14 protein-coding genes are annotated in these 16,779 nt (G+C 53.2%); 4 read left to right on the forward strand and 10 right to left on the reverse strand.

What is annotated here, in order from left to right:
• Positions 1–23 precede the first annotated feature (23 nt).
• The 10 genes from nadD to CHB59_RS01950 all read right to left on the reverse strand — a co-directional run bounded on the left by nadD (position 24) and on the right by CHB59_RS01950 (position 12,369).
• A complete protein-coding gene (gene nadD / locus CHB59_RS01905; protein ID WP_089374522.1) occupies positions 24–719 on the reverse strand; it encodes a nicotinate-nucleotide adenylyltransferase in 696 nt (231 codons plus the stop codon).
• Positions 719–1,978, reverse strand: coding sequence for a glutamate-5-semialdehyde dehydrogenase (locus CHB59_RS01910; protein WP_089374523.1), 1,260 nt, complete (start codon positions 1,976–1,978; stop codon positions 719–721). Before CHB59_RS01910 ends, nadD begins: the two co-directional genes overlap by 1 nt.
• A 6-nt stretch (positions 1,979–1,984) precedes the next feature.
• Positions 1,985–3,001: a DNA polymerase III subunit delta gene (gene holA / locus CHB59_RS01915; protein ID WP_089374524.1), complete on the reverse strand. Its 1,017-nt coding sequence runs from the start codon at positions 2,999–3,001 to the stop codon at positions 1,985–1,987.
• Positions 2,998–3,531, reverse strand: a complete 534-nt coding sequence (locus tag CHB59_RS01920; protein ID WP_245834998.1) for an LPS-assembly lipoprotein LptE — start codon at positions 3,529–3,531, stop codon at positions 2,998–3,000. Before CHB59_RS01920 ends, holA begins: the two co-directional genes overlap by 4 nt.
• A gap of 9 nt (positions 3,532–3,540) precedes the next feature.
• Positions 3,541–5,994, reverse strand: a complete 2,454-nt coding sequence (leuS, locus tag CHB59_RS01925; RefSeq protein WP_089374526.1) for a leucine--tRNA ligase — start codon at positions 5,992–5,994, stop codon at positions 3,541–3,543.
• Between the two features lie 173 nt (positions 5,995–6,167).
• On the reverse strand, positions 6,168–6,824 hold the full coding sequence (gene adk, locus CHB59_RS01930; RefSeq protein ID WP_089374527.1) for an adenylate kinase: 657 nt from the start codon (positions 6,822–6,824) through the stop codon (positions 6,168–6,170).
• Between the two features lie 42 nt (positions 6,825–6,866).
• Complete coding sequence (gene rsmA, locus CHB59_RS01935; RefSeq protein WP_089374528.1) at positions 6,867–7,634, reverse strand: 16S rRNA (adenine(1518)-N(6)/adenine(1519)-N(6))-dimethyltransferase RsmA; 768 nt, start codon at positions 7,632–7,634, stop codon at positions 6,867–6,869.
• Positions 7,631–8,629, reverse strand: a complete 999-nt coding sequence (gene pdxA / locus CHB59_RS01940; protein ID WP_089374529.1) for a 4-hydroxythreonine-4-phosphate dehydrogenase PdxA — start codon at positions 8,627–8,629, stop codon at positions 7,631–7,633. Before pdxA ends, rsmA begins: the two co-directional genes overlap by 4 nt.
• 8 nt (positions 8,630–8,637) lie before the next feature.
• Positions 8,638–9,954, reverse strand: coding sequence for a peptidylprolyl isomerase (locus tag CHB59_RS01945; protein ID WP_089374530.1), 1,317 nt, complete (start codon positions 9,952–9,954; stop codon positions 8,638–8,640).
• A 6-nt stretch (positions 9,955–9,960) separates the two neighbouring features.
• The gene (locus tag CHB59_RS01950) at positions 9,961–12,369 is read right to left on the reverse strand and encodes an LPS-assembly protein LptD (RefSeq protein WP_089374531.1); all 2,409 of its coding nucleotides are present in this window, start codon (positions 12,367–12,369) and stop codon (positions 9,961–9,963) included.
• Positions 12,370–12,567: 198 nt separating this feature from the next.
• On the opposite strand from CHB59_RS01950, the gene CHB59_RS01955 reads away from it, so the two are divergent.
• Genes CHB59_RS01955 through CHB59_RS01970 form a run of 4 tightly spaced genes read left to right on the forward strand, consistent with a single transcriptional unit; the run spans position 12,568 to position 16,772 of the window.
• Positions 12,568–13,563 (forward strand): aminoglycoside phosphotransferase family protein, encoded by a 996-nt coding sequence (locus tag CHB59_RS01955; protein WP_089374617.1) that lies wholly within the window; start codon positions 12,568–12,570, stop codon positions 13,561–13,563.
• A 21-nt stretch (positions 13,564–13,584) separates the two neighbouring features.
• The gene (gene murU, locus CHB59_RS01960) at positions 13,585–14,247 is read left to right on the forward strand and encodes an N-acetylmuramate alpha-1-phosphate uridylyltransferase MurU (RefSeq protein ID WP_218816189.1); all 663 of its coding nucleotides are present in this window, start codon (positions 13,585–13,587) and stop codon (positions 14,245–14,247) included.
• A 43-nt stretch (positions 14,248–14,290) separates the two neighbouring features.
• Positions 14,291–15,601: a Xaa-Pro aminopeptidase gene (pepP, locus tag CHB59_RS01965; protein WP_281251999.1), complete on the forward strand. Its 1,311-nt coding sequence runs from the start codon at positions 14,291–14,293 to the stop codon at positions 15,599–15,601.
• Complete coding sequence (locus tag CHB59_RS01970; protein WP_089374533.1) at positions 15,594–16,772, forward strand: FAD-dependent oxidoreductase; 1,179 nt, start codon at positions 15,594–15,596, stop codon at positions 16,770–16,772. The genes pepP and CHB59_RS01970 overlap by 8 nt, the downstream gene beginning before the upstream one ends.
• The last annotated feature ends 7 nt before the right edge of the window (positions 16,773–16,779 follow it).

The following is a 16,779-nucleotide window of genomic DNA, read 5'->3' on the forward strand; positions in this document are numbered from 1 at the left end:
TATTCCCGAACTATCGGGTGGCGTCAGCGATAAAGGCTATATTGCTCAATGTAAGCAAGTACACACTGCGGGAGTTGGTAGCGTGGGGATTGACCAGTATGCAGCTGGTGACGGATATGTGTTGCAGATATATCCAGCGCAGTGATGCCGTGCATATATATGCCATTCTGGGCTTGAGCATGCAGTTGCTGCAGGCTTGAAACCTGGTGGGTTTGCAGAAACTCATCCAGTATCGGGTTTCCCGCAGGTAATGTTGCCCCTGGCCGCGTCGCAACGACAATATGCGTGAGCTGCAATAATTCCTGCCAGCGGTGCCAGCTGGCGATCCCGACAAAAGCATCCAGGCCCATGAGCAGATAGAGCCTTGCTTGACCCTGCAGTTCTTCATGCAGGGATTGCAGGGTGTCTATGGTGTAGGAATAGCCTTCACGTTCCAGTTCGCGAGTGTCCAGCTTGAATACAGGGTTGTCGGCAATGGCGAGGGTCACCATTTCTGCACGTTGCCTGGCGGAGGTAATGGGCTGGTCACGGTGAGGTGGAGTGGCGGAAGGAATGAAGCGGACCTCTGCCAGATCCAGCACTGTGGCCAGTTCCTGCGCCATGCGCAGGTGGCCGAAGTGAATGGGGTCGAAGGTGCCGCCCATGATGCCGATGCGCGATAGGGACCGGGCAGACTTATCGCCCAGTGTCATGCTGGTGAAGTGCAGGTAGGAGGGCATCAGGCCCTGATTTCTCCATCGCCGAGCACGATGTACTTAAGGCTGGTCAGGCCTTCAAGGCCAACCGGGCCACGAGCATGCAGCTTATCGGTGGAAATGCCAATCTCGGCTCCCAGGCCGTATTCAAAGCCATCGGCAAAGCGGGTCGAGGCGTTGACCATGACGCTGCTGGAATCCACCTCGCGTAGGAACTGGCGTGCACGGGTGTAGTTCTCAGTGACGATGGCTTCGGTGTGCTGTGAGGAATATTGGTTGATGTGGCTGATGGCTTCATCCACATCCGCTACTACTTTCACGGAGATAATCGCGGCAAGGTACTCTGTGTAGTAATCTTCGTCCGTGGCTGGCTTGGCCTCGGGTACCAGCGCGCGAGTTTCATTGCAGCCGCGGATTTCCACGCCCTTGCTGGCCAGCATGGCGGCAAGTGACGGCAGGGCTTGTTGCGCAATACTACGCGCCACCAATAGGGATTCTGCCGTGTTGCAAGTACCCAGGCGCTGGGTCTTGGAGTTCTCGAGAATGCGCAATGCTTTGTCTAGATCGGCGCTTTCGTCAACATAGACATGGCAATTGCCATCCAGGTGTTTGATGACCGGGATGCGCGCTTCGTTGGAAATACGCTCAATCAGACCTTTGCCGCCACGCGGCACGATGACATCGACGTAATCCTTCATGGTGATGAGCTCACCGACAGCAGCACGATCCGTGGTGGCAACAACTTGCACTGCGCTGGTGGGCAGGCCTGCGGCGGTCAGGCCCTCATGCACGATGGCGGCCAGGGCTTGGTTGCACTGGATGGCTTCGGAACCTCCGCGCAGGATGGCGGCATTGCCGGACTTGATGCAGAGACCGGCGGCATCCACAGTGACATTGGGGCGGGCCTCGTAGATGATGCCGATCACGCCCAGAGGCACGCGCATCTTGCCGATCTGGATGCCGGATGGGCGGTACTTGAAATCAGACATTTCGCCGATGGGGTCTGGCAGGCTGGCAATCTGCTCCAGGCCTTCTGCCATGGTCGCAATACCTTTTTCGCTGAGCACCAGGCGATCCAGCATTGCAGGCTCCAGCCCATTGCTACGTGCAACTTCCAGATCCGTGGCATTGGCTGCCAGCAAGGTGGCGCGTTCACGGCGAATGGCACTGGCAATGGCTTTCAATGCCTGGTTTTTTGTTTCCGTGCTGGCACGTGCCATGGCACGTGAAGCCGATCTGGCTTCAATGCCGAGCTGTTGCATATAGTGTTTGATGTCTTCCATTCGCTCCTACTTCCTGTTACCTAGACGCGCGAGCCCGAAGCACAGGCGCGAGATTTCCAGCCATGGATCCTGGTTTAACAGCCCTTTGGCAGCCTTGTCGATTTCAGCCAGTTTCTGTAGCGCTGCCTCGAGATGACGCATACTCAAGCGATTGAGCGCACGTTTTACCAGATTTTGCCGATCACCGTAAATCCTGGCCTGTTGCATGGCGCTGTTGAGGTTGCTACCCTGGGTTTCAGCATATTTTACCTTGACCAGACCACGTAATACCCAAGCCAGGGCGCTCATGATGGCAACGGGTTGGGCACCTTCATCTCTCAGGCCATGCAGAATGCGCACAGCATGTTCTGTGTCGCCGCTCAACACAGCATCCCCTAGCTGGAAAGCATCATAGCGCGAAACGTTCAAGACTGCTTCGCGCACATTGTTGCCATCTAGTGTTCCTTCGGCATAAAGCAGGCCCAGTTTCTGGATTTCCTGGTGGGCAGCCAACAAGTTACCTTCTACCTGGTGAGCAATAAACTCCAGAGTTTCCTTGTCTGTATGCTGGCCTTGTTGTGCCAGGCGCGTAGCAATCCATTGCGGCAGTGCCGCAGGGGTTATTTCACTCAATGTCAGGGAGATGCCATGGTTTTCCAGCGCGGCAAACCAGGCACTGTTCTTGGCATCGCGCTCCAGTTTGGGCAGGATGACGATAGTGACAGTATCCGGAATGGGCTGCTCAGCCAGGGCGAGTAGGGCTTTACTGCCATCAACACCGGGCTTGCCGGATGGAATGTTAATTTCCAGAATACGGCGACTGGCAAACAGGGAAATGGACTGGCCGAACGCAGTAATTTGTTGCCAGTTGAAATGGCGCTCTACGGTAAGGCGAGTACGCTCATCGTGGCCAGCAGCGCGTGCCGCGGCACGAATGGCATCCAGGCTTTCACGCTGGGCAAGCGGCTCATCCCCCATGAGTACATATAGTGGCGCCAGGGTCTGGGAGAGGTGCCGCTCAAGCTCCTGCGGCCTGAGTCTCATTCTTCAGTATCACCTGGCGCGCGCAGGTCTGCTGCCCGAGGTTTGTTCTTCGCAGGCTTGAGCACCATGAGACGGCGTACCAATTCACGAACAGCATCTTCCTTCATGCTGTCGTACAGGCGCTCCTGTTCCAATTGTTTTGCCAGTAATTGGGAGTCGTTATAGGTGATGTCGCGTCGTCCCTGGACAGTTTGTACATCATTCCAAGTGTCACTGGATGGATCGCGGGTGCGGAAATTGATGGTATAGAACAGTTCGTACTCGCGTACCAGACCTTTGCCACTCAAGGACAGAATGCGCTGCTCCTGGGATTCACTCATGATTTCAAGCAGTAGTTCAGCCTGGTCAGCTGAATTGACAATCTTGACGCCATTGGAGGTAAATGTACGTCGCAGCTGCTTGGAAATGGAGATGGATGGTCCCTGGATATACAGTGTATTGAACTTGAGGTCTGCTACGCCACGCATCTTGAAGCCGCAGGCCGTCAGCGCCAGTAGTATGGCAAGCAGGATCAAACGAGTGGCACGCATATACATAGATTATCCTACGACAATGTTGACGAGTTTGTTGGGTACGACAATGATTTTACGCACGCTGCCTTCAGCCAGGTATTTCTGGATGCTCTCCTGCTGCACAGCGAGTGCCTCGATAGCTGCCTTGTCCAGAGTGCGCGCTACTGTCATGCTGCCTCGCAATTTGCCATTGACTTGCAGCATGAGCTCGATTTCATCCTGTACCATAGCGGCCTTGTTGGCAACAGGCCAGCGTGCTTCCAGCAACTGTGTGCCAGGCCGCAGTTCCTGCCAGAGTGCATGGCTGATATGCGGAACAATGGGCGAGAGCAGCAATACCACATTTTCCAGTGCCTCCTGTCTGATGGCACGTGTGGTGGCATCATTACCTTCGAGCCTGGCATAAGCGTTCATCAGCTCCATGATGGCGGCAATTGCTGTATTGAACGCATGACGGCGCCCGTAATCATCGCTGACTTTTTCTATGGACTGGTGCAACTGGCGACGGAATGTCTTGAGTTCAACATCGAGCTCGCCTGTGGTGAATGTTGCAACCACGCCAGACTCGACATGAGTGGCGACTGCGGTCCATACACGCTTGAGGAAACGATGTGCACCTTCGACACCAGCATCTGACCATTCAAGACTCTGCTCGGGTGGTGCTGCAAACATCATGAACAGGCGGGCAGTATCGGCACCGTAATTGTCAATCAACTCCTGGGGATCAACCGTGTTTCCTTTGGATTTCGACATCTTGCTGCCATCCTTCAACACCATGCCTTGTGTCAGCAGGTTGGCAAAAGGTTCATCATGCTTGATCAGGCCAACATCACGCATCAATTTATTGAAGAAGCGGGCATACAACAAGTGCAGGATGGCGTGCTCGATACCACCGATATACTGGTCTACCGGCAGCCAGTAGTTGGCACGTTCATCCACCATGCCATTGTCTGCGTTGAAACTGGCATAGCGAGCGAAATACCAGGATGACTCCACAAAAGTATCCATGGTGTCAGTCTCGCGTGTAGCGGCCGCGCCACAGCTTGGGCAAGTGGTTTCGTAGAAAGCTGGGTCTTTCTTGATTGGTGAGCCGACACCATCCATGACGACATCTTCCGGCAATACGACAGGCAACTGTTCAGCAGGCACAGGTACTTCGCCACAACTTGCACAATGCACAATAGGAATTGGGCAACCCCAGTAGCGCTGGCGGGAAATTCCCCAGTCGCGCAGACGGTATTGCGTACGTTTCTTGCCGAGCTTTTTGGCAGACAACGCAGTGGCAATGGCATCGCTGGCCTGCATAAAGTTGAGGCCAGTAAATTCGCCGGAATCAAACAGAACGCCATGCTCAGTGTAGGCCTGCTGCAAGGGCAGTTCCAATTCTGCCTGGGCTGGTTTGATCACAGCCTTGATTGGCAGCTTGTACTTGCTGGCAAACTCGAAATCACGTTCATCGTGTGCTGGCACGGCCATGACCGCACCTTCACCGTAGCTGATCAATACGTAGTTGGCAACCCAGACTGGTAGCTTCTCGCCAGTGATGGGGTGCAGAACGAACAGGCCGGAATCCATGCCCTTTTTCTCTGCAGTTGCGAGATCGGCTTCGGCCACACTGCCGCGCTTGCATTCATCGATGAACGCCTGCAGCTCAGGATTGTTTTGTGCTGCTTGCGTGGCCAGCGCATGTTCTGCAGCTACGGCGACATACGTCGCGCCCATGAGTGTGTCCGGGCGGGTGGTGTAAACCTTGAGCGTACCTTCACCTGACGCCAGTGGGAATTCCACTTCACAACCATAGCTCTTGCCTATCCAGTTACGTTGCATGGTCTTGACCTGTTCCGGCCAGCCTTCCAACTTGTCCAGATCGGCCAGCAGTTCTTCCGCGTAGGCGGTGATCTTCATGAAGTATTGTGGAATGTCGCGTTTTTCGACAAGAGCGCCGGAGCGCCAGCCACGTCCATCAATCACTTGTTCATTGGCGAGTACAGTCTGATCAACCGGGTCCCAGTTGACGGTGGCTGTTTTCTTGTAGATCAGGCCTTTTTTATAGAGTTCGGTGAATAGCCACTGCTCCCAGCGATAGTAGTCCGGTTTGCAGGTGGCAATCTCACGTTGCCAGTCCACAGCTAGCCCCAGGCTCTTGAGCTGTTGTTTCATGTGGTCGATATTGCTGTATGTCCAGCCGGCCGGCGCAACATTGTTCTTGATCGCAGCATTTTCCGCAGGCAGGCCGAAAGCGTCCCAACCCATCGGTTGCATGACGTTATAGCCGCGCATGCGGTGGAAACGGCTCAACACATCGCCTATGGTGTAGTTGCGGACATGTCCCATATGCAGGCGGCCGGATGGGTACGGGAACATCGACAGGCAATAGTACTTGGGCTTGTCAGATTGCTCTGTAGCGGTAAATGTCTGGGATGTCTCCCAGAATTGTTGCGCTTGTTGTTCGATTTCGCGAAATGGATACTGCTGCTGCATGATGGGTGAGGCGTCTGTAAAAAGATTAAAGGAAAATTATACCTGAAGCTGCACTAAAATCCCCGGGCAGCGACATGGATTTGCAATGTGGAAATCCGTATGCGCAGGATATTGATACCGGGCTAAAACGCATAAAGCCGGATCAATGTCCGGCTTTATGCATGAGTAGGGTATTACTTGCCCAGGGCCTGCAATACCAGGCGACGTATTTCGCTGACTTCGCCAAGGCCGGAAATCTTGGCATAACGGGGCGCATGTTCGCCGCCGGCTGCGGCCCAGCCTGAGTAGTAATCCACCAGTGGCTTGGTCTGGCTGTGATAGACCTCTAACCGCTTGGCGACGGTTTCTTCCTTGTCATCGTCACGTTGAACCAAGTCTTCACCCGTCACATCATCCTTGCCGGCAATCTTGGGCGGGTTGAATACCACATGGTAGGTACGGCCTGATGCCAGGTGGGCACGTCGTCCGCTCATGCGCTTGATGATTTCCTCGTCTGGTACATCGATCTCAACGACATAGTCGATATTTACGCCAGCCTGCTTCATGGCTTCTGCTTGAGGAATTGTGCGAGGAAAGCCATCGAACAGGAATCCTTGCTGACAATCCGCATCCTTGATACGTTCCTTGACCAAGCCGATGATGACGTCATCAGGCACCAGTCCGCCAGAATCCATGTAGCGTTTTGCTTCCAGGCCCAGCTGGGTACCAGCCTTCACTGCGGCACGCAACATATCGCCTGTGGAAATTTGCGGAATGTTGAATTGTTCCTTGATAAATGTAGCCTGGGTGCCTTTGCCTGCACCTGGCGCACCTAATAGTATGACTCGCATGTGGTCTCCTTTTTTCAATCCGTCATTATATTCAGTCGTGATTTATGCTGCCAGGTAATTGGCAATGGCAACAAATTCAGCGGGCGCAATGTTTTCTGCGCGTAGTTGCGGGTCGATTTCCAGTGCTTTGAAGCCTGCATCATCGAGTAATCCCTTAAGCGTATTGCGCAAGGTCTTCCGTCGTTGCGAGAAGGCGGCAGTCACGACCTTGGCAAATAGAGTTTCATCCTTGGCCGGGTAGGGCAGTGTGGCATAAGGCACGGCGCGGACAAAAGCGGATTCCACCTTGGGCGCAGGATCAAACGCATCAGGCGGCACGGTCAGCAGGTATTCCATTTGCAACCGGTATTGCAGCATGACGGAAAGTCGGCCATAGGCAGCGCTGGAAGGTTCGGCCACCATGCGTTCCACCACTTCTTTCTGCAGCATGAAATGCATATCGATAATATGCGGAACATTTTCCAGCAGATGGAACAGGATGGGAGTGGAAATATTGTAAGGAAGGTTGCCGACGACGCGCAGACGTTCACTGATGCTGCCAAAATCAAATTTGAGTGCGTCACTGGCGTGGATGGTGAGCTTGTCCTGCGGATAGTGGCCCTGCATCCAGTCTATGATGTCGCGGTCAATTTCCACGACATGTAGATGCTGCAAGCGTTCAAGCAGGGGCTTGGTCATTGCGCCCAGGCCGGGGCCGATTTCTACCATGCAATCCTGAGACTGCGGTGCAATGGCTTCTATCAGGCTATGGATGATGGCGCGATCAGTCAGGAAGTTCTGACCAAAACGTTTTTTTGCAATATGTTTCATTCTACCGGCTTGCGATGGTGGGCGAGTGTGATGGCTAATTGAATGGCGCTGAGCAGGCTACCTGTTTCAATATTCCCTTTGCCTGCGAGATCCAGTGCTGTGCCATGGTCAACTGAAGTACGGATCATGGGTAGGCCCAGCGTGACATTGACCCCTGAGCCAAAGCTGGCATGCTTGAGCACGGGCAGGCCCTGGTCGTGATACATGGCCAGCACACAATCTCCCTGAGCCAGGTTGTGCTGGGTGAACAAGGTGTCCGCAGGTAGCGGGCCTGCGAGCTGCATGCCTTCCTGACGCAGGCGCTCAAGCACGGGTGTGATTGTTGTGATTTCTTCCATTCCCAGGTGGCCACCCTCGCCTGCGTGAGGGTTCAAGCCAGTGACGAGAATGCGTGGCTGTGCAATGCCAAATTTCTGCACCAGGTCTTGATGGAGAATACGGATCGTGGTTTCCAGGCTATCCTGAGTAATGGCCTTGCTGACTTCCGCCAATGGCAGGTGGGTAGTGGCGAGTGCTACACGCAGCGAGCCGCCAACCAGCATCATGACGACTTGCGGGGTGGCAGTACGTTCTGCAAGGAATTCGGTATGTCCGGTGAAGGCAATCCCGGCATCATTGATGACACCTTTATGAACCGGGGCAGTTACCATGGCATCAAATTCGGACTGCATGCATCCATCAATGGCACGTTCCAGTGTCTGCAACACATAGGTGCTGTTATCTGGATTCAGCTCTCCTGCCAGCACTGGAGCGGGGCAGGGTAGGTGCAGCACAGTGAGGTGGTGTTGTCCGTCATGTTCCTGCCAATCGGTCGCATCGTAAGTATGGAGCTGTAGCGGTAGCTGCAATGCCCGGGCACGTTCAAGTAGTACGTTCTGATCAGCGATGACTACCAGCCTGGTAGATAGAGGCTGACTTGCCAGCATGACGCATAGGTCTATACCAATGCCGGCTGGCTCGCCTGCCGTGACCGCGATGCGGGGTAATTTATCCACACATCGGCCTAGTATTTGTCTTCCAGACGATATTCCACATAGGCACGGTCACGCAGCTCACTGATCCAGTCCTGATACCCTTCATCAGCTTTTCGTGCACGGATTTCCTGACGTGCTTTCAGGCGGGCAGACTCTTTGGACATATCCTGTTGTCGGCGTTCCAGTACTTGAATGATGTGCCATCCAAATGGCGACCTGACTGGATCACTGATCTGGTCGATCGGCAGCGCATTCATGACCTGCTCGAATTGCGGCACGGTGTCACCCGGGTTGGTCCAGCCCAGATCTCCACCATTGTTGGCAGAGGCATCTTCCGAGTATTGGCGTGCAAGCTCGGCAAAATCTGCACCATGATCCAGGCGTTGTTTGATGGAATTGATTTTTTGCTGGGCTTCCTGTTCTGAGATGATTTCACTTAACTTGATCAGGATATGGCGTACATGTGTCTGATCGACTACCAATGGAGAGTTGCCTCCACGGCGGTTGAGCAATTTGAGTATGTGGTAACCGTTGGGGCTGCGCAATACACTGGAAATCTGCCCGGGTTGTAATGACTGTAGGGCTTCTGTGAACAGTGAAGGTAGCTGAGCAGGTGTTTTCCAGCCCAGAACGCCACCTTCCAGTGCATTGGGCGCATCGGAATAGCCAGCAGAAATCTGAGCAAAATCTGCTCCATCCTGTAATGCTTTCAATGCAGTTTCAGCTTTTGCCTTGAGTTTCTGCAGTTCCTGGGGGCTACCTTCTTCAGGAGCACGCACCAGGATGTGGGCAACTTCGAACTCATCCTGCTGGGCATCAGTGCGCGATGATTGCGTCGTCAGGTAGTTGTCGATTTCCGACTCCGTGACATTCATGCGGTTATCGACTTCTCTTTCCCGCAAGCGGGCAAGAATGATTTCATTGCGGATATCTTCCCGGAATTTGCGATAGGGGATACCTTCTGCCTCCAGTGCCTTGCGGAACTCTCCAGTGCTGAGGTTGTTCTGTTCGGCAATCCGCTCAATGGTTTTATCCAGCTGGGCATCATCGACGCGCAAGCCGGTTTGTGCTGCAAATTGCAGCTGAAGCTTGTCATTGATCAGACGTTCAAGAATCTGTTTTTCCAGCACATCCCGGGGTGGTAGCTGCGTACCTTGTTTTTCCAGTTGCGCGGTGACTGTTTCAATCCGGTCAGCCAGTTCTTTTTCTGTAATGATACCCTGATCCACAACGGCGACAATACGATCCATTTTGACTATGTCTGCAGCAATGGATGGCATGCTGATGAGGAGCAGGAAAGCGATAAGGCCCTGTTTGGCCAGTGAGTTCAAAAAATGATTAAGCATAAACGATTACTGATAGGAGTCCGGAATCAGGCTTGAGCTAGTATAGCCGGGAATGGCGCGGTTAAGAAGTTTCAGTGGATTCTGGCCAATCGAGGCCAGGCCACCCAACTCCAGTTGGAAGTAAAGAGCATAGTTGGCATCAGCCGTGGCAGTGGCAACGCGTTGCATAACAGTTCTGGCCTGCCAGCAACCTGCATCATATTCAAGGCCGGCCACGCCTTCAATTGGAATGTTTTCACGCAGGGAGTAATTCCAGCGTCCCAGGCCGTACCAACCTTTTCCCAATGGCCATTGCCCGGAAATATTGATTTGCTCCAGGCGGTCTTCGGTGTAGCGATAGCCGATATTGAGTGTTTTGCCCGGTTCAGGGTTGTAGCGGGCATTGATGTTGTTGCGCACATAGACATTACGGTCGGTATTGTACTGGCCGAATATATCCAGGTTCCAGTGGTTGAGCAGGCGTGCAGAAATTTCACCGACGATATCCGATGTGTCACCAGAGCGTGGGTTGACGCCTGGGAGATATACTTTTTCATCTGCGAAGTAATAGCGCTGGCCGATGGTCATTGCCAGCCGTTGTTCACCGGTCTTTTTGCTGATCAGGCGGCTGGTAACGGCCAGCGTTAGCTGGTTGGCATTGTTGATGCGGTCCTGGCCCGTGAATTGGTTCTCGAGGAATAGTGAGTTCATGTTCAGGTCGGAACTACTAGAGTCGAACACTGGAATGAGTGATTGATCCCGGTAAGGGATATAAACGTAATAGAGACGTGGTTCCAGTGTCTGGGTATAGCGATTGTTGACAACACGGGTATCCCGCTCGAAATACAAGCCGCTATCCAGGCTGAAAATGGGCAGTGAGCGACTCTGGGATTGATAGATTCCCTGCGAAGTGATGTTGCCATTGCTGTCGCTGACGGTAAAGTCGCCATTGTCCACCTGGTACTGGGTGTAATGCACGCCCAGTTTCGGGGTGATGTAGCCATACGGGCGTGACATCGGCAGGCTGATGCTGGGGTAGGCAACCAGGCGCTTACCGGTAACCAGTGTGTCCAGCGTACCGCCGCTTAACGTGCTTTGCGTACGGATTGCGTCATTATTACGTTCAAAATTAGCCCATTGTGTAAATAGTTTTACATCAAACGGACCCCAGTCATTGTCTCCGGTCAGCGTGAGCTGCGGCAGACGTTGCAATGGGTAGTTCACACCATCCAGGGTCTGGAATTTTTGTACTAACGCATTGAACGTCCAGTTTTCATCAGCATAGTTCACATATGCCTGTTGTGGCAGATTAACGCGACTGGTGGTGACGATGCGGGTTGACATTTCAGAGAAGTATTTCTCGTCTGACACTTTTTCCAGGTTGTAGGCGGCTGTCCAGCCATTATGGAAATTGTGTAAATGGGCAAACTTTGCGTAGTAGCGATTCTCACCAGAGCTGGTGTCGCTCGGGAGATATTCAATATTGGCCGTGCCCTGATAGTCCTCGTTCAGGTAACGGAATTCACCCTGGTATTGCATGCCGCGCTTACTGAGGAAGCGTGTACCTATGGTGGCATCCATATCGGGTGCGATATTCCAGTAGAACGGCATCAGGAACTCAAAGCCGCTGCGGCTGGTTGTGCCCCAAGTGGGCGCCAAGAATCCGCTCTTGCGCTGGTTCATGAATGAAAAATTCACCCATGGTGTCCACAAAATAGGTACACCTTGAAATTCTACCCGCGCATTACGCGCCGTGCCGGTCCTGGAGTAATCATCCAGTTCGAGTTCCTTGGCCCTGATGTACCAGTCGTCTGAGCCGACTTCACAGGTTGTGTAACGTGCATCCTTGAGTCGTTTCCGATCTGGTCCCTCAAACACTACGCCTGAGGCATCGCCACGTGAAGCACCTTGTCTGCGGCTGAGTCCGGGGGAGTAGCCGCTGTCTTCAATGTTCTGCTGTGTCAGCGGAGTGGCATTGGTGTTGTACATCAGGTTGTCATTATCCTGACGCTGATTACCGGATATGCCAAATTGCGGCAGGCTACCCAGTTGGTTGTCCAGTTCAAAGGTAGGCTGCTTCATCTCGCCCGTACCTTCTGCCGGATTCAGGCGCAACTCGGGTCCTTTGATACGACCGCCCTTGGTTTCAAGGCGTACGTTGCCGATGACGTGTAACTCTTCGTTCTGTACATCGTATTCGATGGTGTCGCCATACACTTCCTGCTGATCTTGGGTGAGAGAAGCATTGCCGATGGATTTGAGCTTGCGATCCAGATAAACCTGTATCTTGTCCCCTTCAATGACAATGGCGTCAGGGTCAGGCAGGTTCTCGGATGGAGCGCTGCCAGGATCTTTGTCTGAGGGTGTTTCGGCATGGGCATGACCAAATCCCAGGCAAACAAGCGCAGTAAGGAAAGTGATAGGACGAATTTTCACAATGAATCAGAGGTAACGGCTTTATTAAGTAGGCGCGAGTTTGTTTTGTGGGTGATAAAATCGCATAATTTACCATTTTAATCAATCCATAAATCATCAACAAATTTGCTTTGTGGTTGAATTAAAACAGAGTTTGAATCTCCAGGCTTGGATTCTATAACGGGTTTTTCATTATGTACTTAATGGGGTGTATTGTTCGTGTCACGCTTAGACCAATTGAATGACTGGCTCCACCAGTCGCTGCAGGGCAAGCCATATCATTTGACAACCGCATCTGCGGATGCGAGTTTCCGGCGCTATTTTCGTGTCCATCTTGAGGATGGCACGACACTGATCGCTATGGATGCACCTCCACCGCAAGAGGATTGTCGGCCATTTGTTAAAGTGGCTTCCTTGTTGCGGGATGCAGGTCTTAATGTCCCTGGCATCATGGCAGAAGAGCTGGAGCAGGGATTCTTGTTATTGACTGATCTGGGTTCACAGACGTTTCTTGATGTGCTGAATGAGGATAATGCTGATGGACTATTTCGGGACGCCATTGATGCCTTGGTGAGCTGGCAGCTGGTGAGCAAGCCAGGAATATTGCCGGAATATGATGCTGCATTATTGCGTCGTGAACTTGATCTGTTCCCGGAATGGTATGTGGCACGCCACCTGAATATTGAATTGGATGATAGCCAGCGCAACACGCTGGAAGGCGCCTTCAATGTCATTATCAAGCATAATCTGGCACAGCCATCCGTTTACGTGCATCGAGACTATATGCCGCGCAATCTCATGGTGAGTACCCCATCTCCCGGTATACTGGATTTTCAGGATGCGGTATATGGCCCGATTAGTTACGATGTTGCCTCCCTGTTCAAGGATGCGTTCATCAGCTGGGAAGAAGAGCGTGTGCTGGATGGTGTGATTCGTTATTGGGAAAAGGCCCGTAAGGCCGGTTTACCTGTCCATGCAGATTTTGGTGATTTTTACCGTGATGTGGAGTGGATGGGCTTGCAGCGACATCTCAAGGTTCTGGGTATATTCGCGCGTATCAACTACCGGGATGGCAAACCCAGGTATCTGGCTGATACGCCACGCTTCGTGAGTTATGTACGTCAAGTTTGTGGTCGCTATGGCGAGCTGCGGCCTTTATTGAGATTGTTTGATGAGCTGGAGAAGCGCGATCCACAATTCGGCTACACTTTTTAAAGGAGATTTGCTGTGAAAGCCATGATCCTGGCTGCTGGTCGCGGTGAACGGATGCGGCCACTCACTGATGTCACGCCTAAACCCTTGTTACCGGTTGGTGGAAAGCCGCTGATCGTCTGGCATCTTGAGCGGCTGGCTGCAGCGGGGTTCAAGGAAGTCGTGATCAACCATGCGCACCTGGGGCAGCAGATAGAGGATGTGCTCGGCGATGGCAGCCAATGGGGCATCGCTATCCGGTATTCGCCAGAGTCGTCAGCGCTGGAGACGGCGGGCGGTATCGTGAATGCATTATCCTTGCTGGGAGATGCCCCGTTCCTTGTGGTGAACGGTGATGTGTTCTGTGATGTGGATTTCGGCGGCTTGCGCGATTGTTTGCAACCTGACCAGTTGGCTTACCTGGTATTAGTGGATAACCCACCACAGCATGCACACGGCGATTTTGCATTGGATAGTGGGAAGTTGCTGCTGGATGGGATGCAGCGGCTGACGTTTTCCGGTATTGCGGTGTATGACCCAACCTTGTTTCATGGAGTGCTGCCAGGAGAGGTGGCAAAATTGGCACCTTTATTGCACGAGGCTGTCATGCGAGGCCAGGCTGCAGCCTGTCATCACGCAGGCATCTGGCATGATATCGGCACGCCTGAGCGCTTACAGCGTTTGGACCAAGAATTACGTGCAAAATAGCAGCCACTAAGCATGGTATTGAAAGTAAAGGAGCACACTGAAAGTGCAAGTTGAAGAATTCCGGGCGCGTAGGCAAGCGTTGATGCAGAAAATGGGGCAAGGTGTTGCCCTGATTCCGACAGCCCCTGAGGTTGTGCGCAATCGCGATAGTCATTTTCCCTATCGCGCCGACAGCTATTTTTATTACCTGACGGGTTTTGATGAGCCTGAGGCGGTGGTTGTACTGCTTGCCGGTGAATCACCAAAATCTATTCTTTTCTGCCGGGACAAGGACCTCGAGCGGGAAATCTGGGATGGTTTCCGTCATGGGCCTGAAGGTGCGCGGGAGGTGTTTGGGTTTGATGAGGCTTACAGCATCACTGAGCTTGACCAGCGCATAGGGGAATATCTTGCCAACCAACCGCAACTGTTTTTCAGCCTGGGTGCCGAGTCTGCATGGGATCAACGACTGGGGGAATGGTTGAAGCAGCTGACCAGCCAGGCTCGCAGTGGCATCGCAGCTCCTGGCATGATAGTGGATGTGCGACGATTGCTTGATGCCATGCGCCTGATCAAGACGCCATATGAGCTGGATGTGATGCGCAAGGCGGCCGATATCACCGTGGCGGCCCACAAGCGAGCCATGAGAATGACCAGGCCAGGCATGATGGAATATGAAATTGAGGCAGAAATCCTGCATGAATTCTATCGTTGCGGCAGTCGCGCGCCTGCCTATACTTCTATTGTTGCTGGTGGAGGCAATGCCTGCGTTCTGCATTACGTTAGCAATCAGGACAGGCTCAAGGATGGTGACTTGTTGTTGATTGATGCTGGATGTGAGCTGGAAGGTTATGCCGCTGACATCACGCGCACCTTTCCTGTTAATGGCAAGTTCAGCGCAGTGCAGAAGGATATTTACGAACTGGTACTGGCAATGCAGGATGCTGCGATTGAGCAAGTGAAGCCAGGGCAGCATTGGAACGCACCACATGAAGCAGCGTTAAAGGTGCTGGCGCGAGGGCTAATTGATCTGGGTTTGTGCCATGGCTCCGTGGATGCAGTGCTGGAGTCCGGCGATTATCGCCGTTTCTATATGCATCGCACTGGGCACTGGCTGGGGCTGGATGTGCATGATGCTGGTGAATACAAGCAAGCGAATGGGGAGTGGTGTTTACTGCAGCCAGGCATGGTGCTGACAGTCGAGCCGGGATGTTATATCCGCCCGTCAGATAATGTGCCAGAACACTTCTGGAATATCGGTATCCGGATCGAGGATGATGCAGTGGTTACTGCAACGGGATGTGAAATCATGACAGCGGCAACACCGAAGACAGTACAGGAAGTCGAAACATGGATGGCGACTGGTCATGAGTGAAGCGCTTGAACATGACATTCTGATTGTCGGTGGCGGCCCAGTGGGTGCTACGCTGGCACTGGCGCTGCAGTATAAAGGCTACAATGTCACCATGCTGGAAGCACGTGCAAAAGGTGCTGCACATCACGATCAGCGTGCCTTGGCGCTGTCTTATGGCAGTATCCTGATTCTGGAAAAACTCGGGCTGTGGTCCGAGCTCGAACCCAAGGCAACGGCGATCAAGACGATCCATGTGTCACAGCGAGGCAGCCTGGGACGCAGTTTGCTCAAGGCTGAGGAGCATGGGCAGTCTGCGTTGGGCTATGTATTAGCCTATGGTGATCTATCGGCAGCCCTGGATCGTGCGTTGCAGCAATTCCCGGATATCCATGTGCATTACGAGGCCGAGGCGCTGGCGATCAGACCTGGCAATGAGGCTGCACATGTCGAATATCGATACCAGGATGAGGTGCATGCCTGCCGAAGTCGTATGGCGGTGCTAGCGGATGGCGGACGTAGCCTTGCGGATATCCCTGGCTTGCAGCGCGAAACCAAGCAGTACGGACATGATGCGCTGGTCAGCAAAGTGAAGTGCGAATTGCCACATGGCAATATTGCCTATGAGCGCTTTACTCCTGCAGGCCCGGTCGCCTTATTACCAAACGGAGAAAGGGATTTTTCTCTGGTCTGGACTGGCAAAACAGAAGAAGTACAGACTCTGCTGGCGCTGGATGATGAGCAGTTCCTTGAAGCATTGCATACACATTTTGGGGACCGTCTCGGTCGATTCCTGGAAATAGGGAAGCGTTTGAGTTTCCCGCTTAAACTTTCTTATCTGAAGCCAGTAACAGCTCCCCATCTTGCCGTGATTGGCAATGCAGCACAAACCATGCACCCCGTTGCTGGCCAGGGGTTTAATGTGGGCATGCGCGATGCCTGGGAGCTGGCACAGTTGCTGGCGGCCACACCTGTTGCTGATTGGGGTGGGGACGGTATGCTCAGGACATATCAGGCAGCTCGCAAGGCAGATACGCGAGGTGGGTTGATGTTCACTGATTTCCTAGTCAATGTATTTTCCAATGATATTGTGGGATTACGCAAAGTTCGGGCATTGGGCCTGGGGCTGTTGGATATCGTGCCATTCGCCAAGAAACGGTTGGTTGGCAAGATGAGTTTTGGTCCCAAAGGGTAGCCATGGC

The organism is Methylobacillus rhizosphaerae, assembly GCF_900187985.1.
Taxonomy (GTDB): Bacteria; Pseudomonadota; Gammaproteobacteria; order Burkholderiales; family Methylophilaceae; genus Methylobacillus; species Methylobacillus rhizosphaerae.